Origin of the sequence: Oceanispirochaeta sp. M1, assembly GCF_003346715.1 — a bacterium.
Taxonomy (GTDB): domain Bacteria; phylum Spirochaetota; class Spirochaetia; order DSM-2461; family DSM-2461; genus Oceanispirochaeta.
Genome location: NZ_QQPQ01000020.1, coordinates 62927 through 75951 on the forward strand (window position 1 = coordinate 62927; position 13025 = coordinate 75951).

A 13025-nucleotide genomic window follows, 5' to 3' on the forward strand; every position below is an offset into this window, starting at 1 on the left:
AATGTTCTGGAAAAAGAAAAAAAATAATGTAAAAAAAGCTAAAGATATGAATCTTGGACGGAGGATTGCCGATTTATTTGGCAAAAGCAGCTCTCTTGATGACTTCTATGAAGAGCTTGAAGAGATGCTGATAAGCGGTGATATGGGCGGATCCGTCACCATGGAAATAGTTGACGAACTCAAAGAACGTGTAAAAAAAGATAAGATCAAGGATAAAGATACTATTCTTGCCGAACTGAGATCTATTATTTCTGAAAATCTTAAGACAAAACAGATCCATCCTGTAAAAGGATCACTGAATGTCTATCTCGTTTTAGGGGTTAACGGTGTAGGTAAAACTACGACAATTGCAAAATTAGCCACTTATTTTAAAAAGGAAGGATCTTCAAAGATTGTTTTTTCCGCAGGAGACACCTTCCGGGCAGCGGCCATTGATCAACTGAAAATCCAGGGGGAGAGAACAGGATGCAGGGTCATTGCCCAGAGTCATGGATCCGATCCCGGTGCGGTTATTTATGACAGTATAGTTTCTGCAAAAAGTCAGGGTGAAGAGCTGATTCTTGCCGACACAGCAGGCCGAATGCATAATAAATCAAACCTTATCAAAGAACTCAAAAAAATTGACAAGATAGTAAACTCCAATATAGATGAAAAAGGTTCATACAGAAAAATTCTTATTCTGGATGCAACAACCGGTCAGAATGGTCTGCAGCAGGCGGAAGTCTTTAATGATGCCATAGATGTGGACTGTGTGGTTCTGACAAAATATGATGCCACAGCAAGAGGCGGGCTGATTGTTGCCATCAGCAGAAAACTCAATATTCCTGTAGCGTTTATAGGTCATGGTGAAGGTCTTGATGATCTTTCCGTATTTGATCCTGAAAGCTATCTGGACGATCTGCTGGCACTGTAGAAATGCTTGTTCTCATACTGTTTCTTATTTTGAGCAGCCCCCTGGCCGCTCAGGATTTTTTTCTCTCAGACAGTCTTGGGACAAAGATGCAGAGCACCCTCGGGATTGAAGATGCCAAGTGGGTTCTCAGTATAGAACAGAATGGACTTGAAGAGGAACGTATTCTTTTTAAAGAACAGGCACCCCATAAACGCTGGCTCATCCTGAGTTATCTTGAAGAGGGAGAGCACAGAAACAGTGAGAAATATTTCTACGGTGAATCCCTTCGTACAGAAACAATTTTTAACGGAAAAGACCGGATACTGGAAGAGCTCCTTTACGATTCAAAGGGGAGTCTTCTGGTTCATAAAAAATATGAATACGGTGACAGAGGCATACTAAGCCGGATTATCAGAGAATCTGACTCGGATTATTCCGATTTCAGCCTGAAGTATAGGGATAAAGGTTCTCTGGTCAGTATTCAGTCGGATAGGGGAGATCGAATAGAGTGGCGTTCCGGCGATTTCAGCAGGCAGTACCTGGATACTCTATATCTTGTAGAAGACTCAATCTCCACTTTTTTACGGTATAATGATGGCAATCTGGAGAGCAAGGTAATTCGAAATGAGGAGCAGATACTTGAAGAGTCTGTTTTTTCATATTCTGATGATGGAATTATTGAGAAGGAGATTCTCTCTGAGAGTGATGATAAGCGGAGAACCGAACGTTTTTTCGATAAGGAAGGGAGACTCCTGGTAGAAAACATCTATCTGGAAGACGAACTTTACTACTCCCTGATCAATACATTGAAAGACGGTCTTCTGATCCGTAGACAGGAACGCAGCTCTTCTGTCAGAAACATATGGGTCTATGAATACTGTGATTCTACAGTAAAAGATTCAGAACCCTGTATGATTCGTCAGTACAGAAACGGTCAGCTTCTTAAGGAAACAGAAATTCTTGAAGATAAAACCATTGAGACCCTTTACAGGAATAATGAAGTTGTAATGACCAATATTATAGAAAATAAGTCAGAAGAAGACGGAGTGGATTCATGATGTTTAACTGGACCCGTTATCTGTCTATTCGATATCTCTTTACCCATAATGGACGCAGAGGTCATCTGGGGAATACACTGGCCGTATTGGGACTCTGTATCGGCATAATGACACTTATTACAGTACTCACTGTGATGAATGGATTTCAGCAGAGTTTTATCACCAGTATCAACGAGGTCTATTCCTATCACATCAGGATCAGTGGTGTGGATAATGATGAAGATCTCTCATATTTGAAGGATCAGCCGGGTATTAGAGCCGTTGTTGCCTTCTCAGATCTCCAGGGGATACTGACCAGCAGACAATCCTACAGTTCTGGTGCACAGATGAGGTTTATTGACTTTGAAGCGGCCCTTGAAGATAAAAAGTTTTTTAAGGAACTTGAAATTACTGCCGGAAGCATACCTGAAAAAGAGTATGAAATACTCCTTGGAAGCAGTCTTGCCAGATACCTGGGTGTTCAGACCGGAGAAAATATCTCCTTTTCCCGTCTTGATCCCCGAAGCAGTTCATTCCGGAATACGGATTACACTGTAAGCGGTATTTTCAGCACCGGTTTCTATGAATATGACAGAAACATGTGTTTTGCATCACTGCCTTCGGATTATGAAGCATCCCTGACCAGGGGAGTAAAGCTGGATAATCATTTCAGGGATAAGAAGGTGCTCACATTTCTGCGCAGCGAATTTCCGGAGGGGCGAGTTGAATCCTGGAGAGAGTACAACTCTGCTTTTTATAATGCTCTGAAAATTGAAAAAGTTTTTATGTTTCTCATTGTGGCTCTTATCTTTATTGTAGTGGCTGTTAATATCTACCACTCTATGAAAAGAAATGTAAAAGAGAGAATCCTTGAATTGGCGCTGTTGAAAGCTGTAGGCGGCAGGGCGACCGATATCAGAAGGATTTATATCAATCAGGGAATAATGATAGCTCTCATAAGTATGATCAGCGGTACGGCTGCAGGGATAGCCCTTTCTCTGAATGTGAATGAGATAATCTCGTTTTTGATATCTCTTCAGCAGAATATTTATCTTCTACTGATCAGAATACCTTTTATAAATATACCGGCACCGGGACAGTTCTATTTTACAGCTATACCGGTACAGTTTTTTCTCAAGGATATACTGATCATAAATATATCGGCCTTTGTATCCGTCCTTTTTGCAGCAGTCTCCTCCGTATATACGGCATCAAAAGTTCTCCCTGCGGAGATATTCAGGAATGAGTAAATGAAAATATTGGAATTGAATCAGATAAGTAAAACCTACCGCTCCGGGGATGATGATCTTCTTATTTTGGATCAGATAGATTTCTCTCTGGAAAAAGGTGATTCCATGGCCCTTACCGGAGAGAGCGGCTGCGGCAAGAGTACCTTTCTTAATCTGGTTGGTGCTCTGGATAAAGCGGATTCAGGAATCCTCCACTCATGCGGTCTGAATCTTTCAGAGGCAGGTGAAGCAGAGATGGCTGTGTACCGTAACAGGAATACAGGTTTTATCTTTCAGTTTCACTATCTACTAAAGGATTTTACTGCTCTGGAAAATATCATGCTCCCCGGAAGGATCATGAGGTGTAATCCCGGAGAATTGAAATCCAGAGCGGAACATCTCCTTGAAGCAGTAAATCTTGAGGATAGGGGACATCACTATCCGGGACAACTCTCAGGAGGAGAGAGGCAGAGAATTGCCCTTGCCAGAGCTCTTATCAATTCTCCCGAACTCATACTGGCCGATGAACCCACTGGAAGCCTGGATGAAAAAAATTCCGCTCTTGTGGAGGATATGCTTTTCAGCCTTACAGATGATGAAGATGTGACTATGATTCTTGTCACCCATGACAGATCTCTGGCATCCCGCAGTCCTCTGCGCTACCAGCTGCAGGGAGGCAGTCTCCACCAGATATGAAATCTCTCCTCCTTGATATGTCCTACAGGCTCTTCAAAGGTCCCCGTAAGAGGGAATCCCGTCCTATCTTCGGTTCCATAACAGGAATTGCTCTCAGTATAATTCCTCTGGTGGTTGTGATCTTCCTTTCCGACGGTATGATCAGAGGTATTACAGAGCGCTATATAGAAACCGGAACCTTTCATCTTCAGCTGAGACCCCATGAGTCTCTCTCTGATGATGAGTGGATAGAAATTCAGAACAATCTAAATGAACTTGAACAGCTGATCTCTGTAAGGCGTGAACACAGCGGTACAGGCCTGGCATATAAGGGTGATCTCCAGTCTGCAGTATCTGTAAGAGCCGTGGAGAAAGAGCTCTTTCTTGAGGATGAGGGTTTCAGCAGATATGTTGAGATTCTTGAGGGCAGTTTTGATCTGACAGACAAGAATAATATTGTTATCGGGCGGGAGATTGCAGCATCTCTGAATCTGAAAACCGGGGATACAATCAGGATTCTCACGGGTAAAACCCTTTCCAGTGGTAAATACATACCAAAAGTCAGTAAGTTTAAGGTTCAGGGGATATTTACAACAGGTTATCAGGATCTTGATAAGATGTGGGTATTTATCCCTCTTGAGAAGGGCCTCCGGATTCTTCAGGACAGTGAATCAAGCAGCAAGATGGCAGTTAAAGTTATTGATCCCTATGATGATCTCAATCCTGTAATCGCCGATGTCCGTAAGGTTCTGGATAAAGGGCGCTGGGGTATTTACAGCTGGCACTCTCTGAATCGTTCACAGCAGAGTAATTATCAGACCACAAAACTGCTTCTTATACTGATAATGGCTCTTATTGTTCTTGTGGCTGTAATGAATATCTCATCATCAATGATAATGCTGGTAATGGAGAATGAGCAGGAAATAGGAATTCTCAAAAGCATGGGGATGAATAACAGATTTCTTTCCCTTCAATATGTCTTTACTGCGGGGCTGGCCGGCGGAACCGGGAGCATTATTGGAATTACTCTGGGTTCTCTGATTGTCGTCCGTTTCAATCAGATTATCTCTTTCCTGGACACTGTCATTAACTTCTTTATTTCCCTATGGCACACTCTGAGTGCGCAGATCGAGACAGCACCGGTCTCCCTCTTAAACAGTCAGTACTACCTGGAAGATTTCAGCATATCACTTGATTTCCATATTCTGGGCATCATTTTTTTATCAACACTCCTTCTCTCAATGCTGGCCGCCCTTATTCCTATTAGAAATATTGGAAAAATTACAGCTTTGGACATCCTGAGAAAACATTGATTACCGATAGTATAAGATATATGGGAGAAAGGGAAATTGACTTTCTCTCTTTTATATTTTGAAAAGACTGTTACTGTATCGGATAATTGGTATAGAATATTATTAACAGACTCAAAATGAGGTAATCATGTTGAAAGGTTTAAGCCGAGAAGCCCAGAGAGTTTTATCAATTCTGGCACAGGATGAGGCTAGAAGACTTCGTTCTGGAAAATTACTCCCCGAACATGTCATCATGGCTGTTCTTAAAGATAAAGAGGGCAGCGGATTCAGTCTGCTGAAAAAGCTGGGTGTAAATACTCATGAGATGAGAGAAGAGCTTGAAAAGGCTATTCCTCCCAATGAACTTCATAATCTTACGAGTGGTGAAGTTCCTCCCTCGGGAAGGCTCAGGTTTCTCCTTGAGAATTCAGCCAATGAAGCTACGGCATTACATCATGAGTTTATCGGAACGGAACATTTTGTGATTTCCGCTGCTGCAGAGCCCGGCAGTACTGTGGCTCTCTATCTCTCTGCCTATAATGTCACAATAGAAATCCTCCGTTCTGTTCTTTTTGATATAAACAGAAAACGACAGAAAAACATACAGTCATCCGGATCTTCAGCCCAGGATGCCTCAGCACCCAAACAACGCCCCAGGATGAATATACCAAGGGAAGTGACAGGTCTGCTGAAAGAGTATTCCAGAGACCTTACAGCCATGGCTGCCGAAAATCTTCTGGATCCTGTTATCGGCCGGGAACGGGAGATAAACAGGGTACTTCGAATTCTTGCGAGACGGACAAAAAATAATCCGGTTCTTATCGGAGAACCGGGGGTGGGTAAAACCGCTGTTGTTGAGGGACTTGCCATCAGGATACAGGCTGGGATTGCTCCTGACTTTTTTCTTGGTAAGAAAGTTATCAGCCTCGATCTGGCCTCGATTGTTGCCGGAACAAAATACCGCGGTGAATTTGAAGAGCGTCTCAAAAAAATACTGAAAGAGATTGAACAGAGCGGCAATATAATCCTCTTTATAGATGAACTCCATACAATCATAGGAGCCGGTGGAGCCGAAGGTGCCATCGATGCCTCTAATATGATGAAACCTGCACTCTCAAGGGGTGAACTTCAATGCGTCGGAGCCACCACATTAAATGAATACAAGAAACACATAGAAAAAGATCCGGCTCTTGAGCGGCGCTTTCAGAGCATCATGATTAATGAACCAAGTCAGGAAGAGACAGTTACAATCCTCAAGGGAATCCAGCAGCGCTATGAGGATCACCACAATGTTTCCTATAGTGATGAGGCAATCATGGCTGCCGTAGAGCTCTCTTCACGCTATATTTCTGACCGATGCCTCCCGGATAAGGCCATTGACCTACTTGATGAGGCTGGTGCGGGAAAGAGGATGAGCAATGCCGTACAGCCTGGTGAAATATCCGACCTGGAAACAAAAATTGCCGAATTGACAGCCGAAAAAATATCCTTTGTAAATGCCCAGAATTATGAAAAAGCGGCTTCCGTAAGAGACAGTGTCAGAAGTCTCAGGAATCAGATTGAAAATCTTAAGGATGAGTGGAAAAAGACTCTGAGAGAAGAGCAAAATATTATTTATGTCGAAGATATTCAGAATGTAGTTTCTGAAAACACTGGTATTCCCCTCTACAGAATGATCCGCAGCGAATCTGATAAACTCCTTCAAATCGAAAAGGAGCTTCATAAGACCGTTATCGGACAGAATGAAGCCATACAGACCGTAGCAAGTGCGATTCGCCGTTCAAGGACAGGACTAAATTCACCTGAACGTCCCATTGGCTCTTTTATCTTTCTGGGTCCCACAGGTGTAGGTAAAACACTGCTTGCAAAGACTCTTGCCAGTTTTCTTTTCGGAGACGCGGAGTCCCTGGTTAGAATAGATATGTCAGATTATATGGAGAAGCACAATGTGTCCCGTCTGGTAGGTTCTCCTCCCGGTTATGTGGGATATGAAGAGGGTGGAGTACTGACTGAAAAAATCAGAAGGCAGCCTTATAGTGTTATCCTCCTGGATGAGATAGAAAAGGCCCACCTTGATGTCTATAATCTTCTGCTTCAGGTTCTGGAAGAGGGTGAACTGCAGGATAATCTTGGACATCGCGTTTCTTTTAAAAACTGTGTTGTTATCATGACATCCAATGTGGGTGCCAGAGACATGGCCAGGACTTTACCGGGATTTCAGATTGGCAAAGGAACTTCTCCCAATGACCACAGTTCAACGGCCATGAGCGAACTCAAACGGCTGTTCCGCCCCGAATTTCTCAACCGTGTAGATGAAATTTGCACCTTCCATGCCTTAGAAGACAAAGAAATTATGAATATTCTGAATTTGACTATTCATGAGGTGACTCTGAGACTGCAGCAGAAGGAGATACAACTTGAAATATCCCTTAAAGTTAAGGAATATTTGATTGACAAGTGGTATGATGTAACCTATGGTGCCAGACCCCTGAGACGGGCAGTGCAGAAGGAGATTGAAGATCCCCTTTCCATGGGCATACTCAGCGGACGATTTGATTCTGGATCGACGGTCTGTGCCGAGCTGAGAAACGATAAAATCAGTTTCAGAAAGAAGAAAGCAAAAGCATTAAAATCCTGAGGAGAGATTCCTTTTGAAAAGAATATATCTGGTAATACTTGCAGCCCTACTTATATGCACAAACCTGCATGCCCAATCCGCTTCGCAGCTCTTTCAGGAGGGTAGAGACTCCTTCTCGGACAAGCTATTCTCAAGATCTATCGAGAGCTTTAAAGAATTTATTCAGCAGTATCCTTCGGATCCACGTGTTGATCAGGCGGATTACATGATAGGTGTCTCTCTCTTTTATCAGAGAAAATTTACTAATACCATCAGTCATTTTCAGCGTTATGAAGAGAATTATCCGGGTTCTGCCTATAATAGAAGAATCCATTACTGGAAGGGACTCTCCTATTATGGACAGCAGAATTACCGCTCGGCAATCGGAGAACTTAATAAACAGTCCCAAATAATAGAAGAGATCTATTTCAGACAGAAAAGTCTCCAGCTGCTGGGATATTCATATGAGAAAACAGATCAGTTTGAAAAGGCCGGTGAGTCCTATAAAGAGCTTTTTGAATCTGATCCGGGTAAAGAACTCTCTGCACTGGCCCTTGAACGGCAGGGTTATATTCAGCTGAAACTTAAAAACTATGAAGATGCTCTCGATTTTTTTGACACTGTCACCGTTGAATACAGCGGAGTAGCTCAGGTCCAGAAGGAAATCCCCTTTTATCAGGGTGAGTGTTACTACCAGCTGGAAGATTATGATAACAGTTTGAAGAAATTTGAGACCTTTCTTACTCTCTACAGCAATTCTGTAAACCGTGAGAAGGCTGTATTCCGCATGGGAACTCTATATGCAGGTCTGAATAATCAGGATTCAGCCAAAGAGTATATGAGTCTCCTCACCGACGAATATCCCGACAGTGCCTATATCATGGATGCTCATATTATTCTGGCAGAGAGCTATATGTCTGACGGAAACATGAAGGAAGCCAGAAAATCACTGTCAAAACTACTTGAAAATGAGAAGGATCCTGTAGAGATACAGAAACTTCAGTTCAATATGGCCCGTACTTACGAAGATGATGCCGATGAATCCCTTAAATGGTATATCCTGGCATCAAGAGGACTTGATCCGGATATCTCCAGCGAGAGTCTCTACCGTTCAGCGGTTCTGTATGACAGCAGAGGAGAAGCAGCCAGAGCTGTTCTTCTCTTTGAAAGACTCTTTAATCAGTATAAATCCAGCCCCTATCGTGAAGAGGTGGGTGACTGGATTGTTCTCTACTACGAAGATAACGAACAGGATCTGGCGCTTAAAAACCATCTGGATAGAATGCTCAATGAGTATGAAAATAGTGAAAAAAGAACTCTCTATCTCTATATGAGAGGAAATATTTCCTACAGAGACGGTAAACATAACGAAGCTCTCCGCTATTACCAGAATATTATCAACGTGGAGCGGGATGATATTCTTATACTCAATGAAACTCGTTATCGTATCGCTTATATCTATACAGTTCGAAAAGAATTTTACAGAGCGGCGGATTACTTCAAGGAGGTCCTGACATCACAGTCAAGGGATGAACTGTATTACAGATCCCTCCTGTCACTGGGTATCTGTTATCTGAATGTAAAAGATAACGATCAGGCCGAACCTCGTTTTAAAGAACTTGCAGAAGCAGATCCTCCCACCCTGTGGACGGGTGATGCCTTTTTTTATCTTGGTAAAATCCAGATGGACAGGGGACATTATAAAGAAGCCACATCCTATTATAAACTGGCCGCAGAAAACAGTGAGGACACAGAGCGCAAGGTTCAATCCCTTTATCAATTGGGATGGAGTCTTATGAGAACAGCTTCTTTTAAAGAGGCATCAGACGCTTTTGACAAACTATACAGCATAGCCCCTGAGCACTCCCTGGCCGGTGACAGCCTGTACCGCTCCGGAACTGCTCTGAGTTATCTGGAACTCTGGACAGAGTCTCTGGAGCGCTTCACAAAGGCTCTGGAGCTGATAGAGTACTTCACTCTTCGTGAAGAACTGTTGTATCAGACAGCATGGTCCCATTTCATGCTGATGAACTTTGATGATGCCCTCTCGTATCTAAAACAGCTTGAAAAAGAATTCCCCACCAGTCCTCTACCTGCAGATGGATTATTTCGTGCAGCTGAGGCTCTGACAGAAAAAGGTGAAACTGAAGCTGCAGTTGATGCCTATATCTCTCTATATAATGAGTTCACTTCGAGCCCGCTTTCAGAAACAGCGCTTTACAGAGCCCTGTCCCTTTCTATGGACAACAGTGAAAAACTGGCTTTAATGAAAGAATTTCTATCTCTCTATTCCGGTAATGACAGAGCATTTCAAACTGCATTACAGGCTGCATCCATTCTTCAAGAGGGTAATCTGAAAGAGAATGAGAAGACCCTAAGCTCAGAAATCCTTTCACTGGATCTTGACGGCAGAGAAAGGGCCGTAATTCTTCTGGGGCAGTACTATCCTCTGCTTAAAGAAAAAGAGACCCTGCAGAAACTGAATAAACTCTCTGCTCTTGAGAATCTGACAAACAGTGAACAGGAGAAGATAAATCTATACAAGGGGATATGGAATTACTGGGCTGGAAACAGCCTTGAAGCTGCTTCAGCATTTGATTCTATTATGAGTGCTGATATTTCCGTATACAGCGCAGAAGCTCAGTATTATACAGCAAAGATGCTGGGGGATCTGAAGGAGTGGAAGAAGGCAGGTGATGCATTCCTCCGTATCCGCTATCGTTATCCTGATCAGCAGGCATGGGTCGAACGGGCTGTTTATGATGCAGCTCTGGCCTATAAAAAAGCGGGAGATCTGGCAAGCTACAACAGAACTGCCGCAATGCTTAAAGAGACATTCCCTGATTCTGAACTCAATGTAAAACTTTCAGAAGAGGCCGCATCAGCTATTGAGGAAAGTCCCGAAGAAGGTGGCATGAATGGGATTGATGAACTTGAAACCCTCTCTCCTTCGGTAGACATACTACCCCTTATGGAAGAAGAGTAGCTTCAGTTTTATAAGAAAAAAATCAATACTTGAAACTGCTGTCGCCTATGAATTCCCGGAGAATTGAATCTGTTGGAACCATATTCGATGGCAGAGGTGAAAAATTATTAATAAAGTTAAGCAGTCTCTGTGCCTCTGCATAAACCTCTCTATCGGGGCTTATACTTTTCAAAAGAGGTTCTGCGTACATTCTTAAAACTGCCAGTTCATAGTCCAGAGCGGAATTAAAAGCTGCATCAGCCCTGTCCTGGTTCGGGAAGATATTCTTCTCTTCTCCCCGCCTGACAGAGGGCCATATTGAAATTGTTTTTTCTGCATCATAGTTGCGGAACTGATGGTCTCTTACCATCCTTCTGATCAGTCTGTTATCCGTAGTTGCAATTCTAGTATGATCATCCAGATTTAACTGTGTGAGAGCCGAAATATAGACCTTAAATATGGCAGAGGGATCAATTGAAGGGGTGAGATCCCTGTTCAATCCATGGATTCCCTCCATGACCAGAATACTTCTATCATCCATTTTCAGGATTCGTCCCTGCTCCTGACGACCACCTTTCTTAAAATCAAATACTGGGAATTCAGTCTCTTCACCTTTAAAAAGCTGCAGCAGATTTTTATTGAGCAGCGGCACATCAAGTGCACCCAGGGCTTCCAGATCGGGTTTTCCGAACTCATCCTCGGGCACCTGATCTGGAGGAAGATAATAGTCATCCAGGGAGACCATCACAGGATTAAATCCTACAACCTGAAGCTGAATACATAATTTTTTTGTGAATGTTGTTTTACCCGATGATGAAGGACCGGCAATAAGGATGACCTTAACATCTCCCTTCCGCTCAAGAATGCTGTCAGCAATTTTAGCAATCTTTTTATTATGCAGTGATTCACAGACCCTGATAAAATGCTCGCTCTGTTTTTTATCAGCAACCATGCTGTTCATCTTGCCCACAGTGTCGGCATTCAGAATTTTACCCCAGGCCTTGTACTCGCTGTAGATTGAAAAAAGAAGAGGTTCATCTTTGAATGGACTCAGTTTATCCGGCGTTTTTGACGGTGGATATCTTAAAAGAAATCCGTCGGAATAGGGCATTATATCAAAAAATTTCAGAAACCCTGTTGAGGGCAGAAGTATTTCATGCCTCAATGCCATGTATTTATCAGAGCGGTTTATTCTTACTTTAGATGAATTGGAAGACTTAAGAAGAAGAACTGTATCGTTCTGATTCATCTGTTCAAAATAATTTCGTGCCTCCTTCCAGGAGCGGAGATCAGGAATGATGGGATGATCTTCATTGATAATAGCCTTCATCCTCTTTTTAATCAGATCAAGATCCTCTTCTGAGAAACAGCGATTACCAAGAAGGTGATAGTAGTAACTGTGTCCAAGAGAATGACTGAGAAAAAGCCTGTGTGAAGGAAAAAGTTCCCGTGCGGCCATCTCAAGCACAAAGCATAGAGTTCTGCGGTAGAGGCGTATCCCTACGGTTGTATCAAGGTAGACAGGCTTTACAGCCCCATTTACTTCAATACATGAGTTGAGGGAGTATAGTTCATTGTTGAAATAGGCTGCTACCAGAGGATAACTTTCTTCACCCTCCTGGTTTTTAAAAACCTGGGCCAGAGTTTCATCAGATTTTAAAAAATGAGTTGTATCATCATATATTACTTTGAATTCTTTCATCGATTATCTACCTACCTGATATCTAGTTTAGTATACCTTTGGAAAGGCGAAAAGAAAAAAAAGAGACAAGCTGAGCCTGTCTCTTAAAATTACTCCCCCGAACAGACTCGAACTGCTGACATGATGGTTAACAGCCATCCGCTCTACCAACTGAGCTACAGGGGAATATTTCAATGAAAAAAATATACACAGGAGGCAGAAAACTGTCAACCGAAACTGTGAATAGAGTCTAAAAAACAACCATAGAGACAAGCGCATTCAGGACAGTACATATTTTTCAACTATCCTGAATTTCCTACATGCACATGATAAACAGATTTACGAGCGTCCTTCTACAGTCTGCTTAGAGTTAAATGCGGGATCCCGGGAATATTCTATTCATTTTGCAGGGAATAAGCTGTCTGATGAAATGCTCTCTCCGTTTTATTATCATAAATCTTCCGATATACTTGCTTAAAATGAAAAACATGTGAGGTTCCTATCCTTGAAGGGACTGATCCTATAGGACACGTTTAGGCAGAAAGTCTGAGAAGGAATCCGTCACTGTTTATCATTTTCTGTTTCAATATCCGTATGTCATCCTCGGAAAAGCAGAGGATTCTGCGGTACAGACGAA

General features: G+C 42.6%; 8 protein-coding genes and 1 tRNA gene. 7 read left to right on the forward strand and 2 right to left on the reverse strand.

The annotated features are described in order from the left end of the window. Nucleotide 1: 1 nt before the first annotated feature. The 7 genes from ftsY (at nt 2) to DV872_RS15130 (ending at nt 10728) form a co-directional block, all read left to right on the forward strand. Entirely contained in the window at nt 2–913 is a 912-nt protein-coding gene (ftsY, locus tag DV872_RS15100; protein ID WP_114630787.1) for a signal recognition particle-docking protein FtsY, read from the forward strand. A gap of 29 nt (nt 914–942) precedes the next feature. Further along, nucleotides 943–1950 carry a hypothetical protein gene (locus DV872_RS15105; RefSeq protein ID WP_158546993.1) on the forward strand — a complete coding sequence of 336 codons (1008 nt, stop codon included), beginning with the start codon at nt 943–945 and terminating at the stop codon, nt 1948–1950. Beyond that, nucleotides 1947–3179, forward strand: coding sequence for an ABC transporter permease (locus tag DV872_RS15110; RefSeq protein WP_114630789.1), 1233 nt, complete (start codon nt 1947–1949; stop codon nt 3177–3179). Before DV872_RS15105 ends, DV872_RS15110 begins: the two co-directional genes overlap by 4 nt. Further along, nucleotides 3180–3854 (forward strand): ABC transporter ATP-binding protein, encoded by a 675-nt coding sequence (locus tag DV872_RS15115; RefSeq protein WP_114630790.1) that lies wholly within the window; start codon nt 3180–3182, stop codon nt 3852–3854. Beyond that, nucleotides 3851–5146, forward strand: a complete 1296-nt coding sequence (locus tag DV872_RS15120) for an ABC transporter permease (protein WP_114630791.1) — start codon at nt 3851–3853, stop codon at nt 5144–5146. Before DV872_RS15115 ends, DV872_RS15120 begins: the two co-directional genes overlap by 4 nt. A 127-nt stretch (nt 5147–5273) precedes the next feature. Further along, the gene (locus DV872_RS15125) at nt 5274–7763 is read left to right on the forward strand and encodes an ATP-dependent Clp protease ATP-binding subunit (RefSeq protein ID WP_114630792.1); all 2490 of its coding nucleotides are present in this window, start codon (nt 5274–5276) and stop codon (nt 7761–7763) included. A 13-nt stretch (nt 7764–7776) separates the two neighbouring features. Further along, a complete protein-coding gene (locus DV872_RS15130; RefSeq protein ID WP_114630793.1) occupies nt 7777–10728 on the forward strand; it encodes a tetratricopeptide repeat protein in 2952 nt (983 codons plus the stop codon). Between the two features lie 22 nt (nt 10729–10750). On the opposite strand, the gene DV872_RS15135 is transcribed toward DV872_RS15130, so the two are convergent. Both DV872_RS15135 and DV872_RS15140 read right to left on the reverse strand, forming a co-directional pair. Beyond that, nucleotides 10751–12409 carry a nucleoside kinase gene (locus DV872_RS15135; RefSeq protein ID WP_114630794.1) on the reverse strand — a complete coding sequence of 553 codons (1659 nt, stop codon included), beginning with the start codon at nt 12407–12409 and terminating at the stop codon, nt 10751–10753. A 92-nt stretch (nt 12410–12501) separates the two neighbouring features. After that, nucleotides 12502–12574: transfer RNA gene (locus tag DV872_RS15140), tRNA-Asn, on the reverse strand. Nucleotides 12575–13025 lie beyond the last annotated feature (451 nt).

Coding starts and splice junctions, on each gene's coding strand:
- DV872_RS15110 (WP_114630789.1), top strand. CDS start 1,947: ATGATGTTTAACTGGACCCGTTATCTGTCTATTCGATATCTCTTTACC.
- ftsY (WP_114630787.1), top strand. CDS start 2: ATGTTCTGGAAAAAGAAAAAAAATAATGTAAAAAAAGCTAAAGATATG.
- DV872_RS15125 (WP_114630792.1), top strand. CDS start 5,274: ATGTTGAAAGGTTTAAGCCGAGAAGCCCAGAGAGTTTTATCAATTCTG.
- DV872_RS15120 (WP_114630791.1), top strand. CDS start 3,851: ATGAAATCTCTCCTCCTTGATATGTCCTACAGGCTCTTCAAAGGTCCC.
- DV872_RS15115 (WP_114630790.1), top strand. CDS start 3,180: ATGAAAATATTGGAATTGAATCAGATAAGTAAAACCTACCGCTCCGGG.
- DV872_RS15135 (WP_114630794.1), bottom strand. CDS start 12,409: ATGAAAGAATTCAAAGTAATATATGATGATACAACTCATTTTTTAAAA.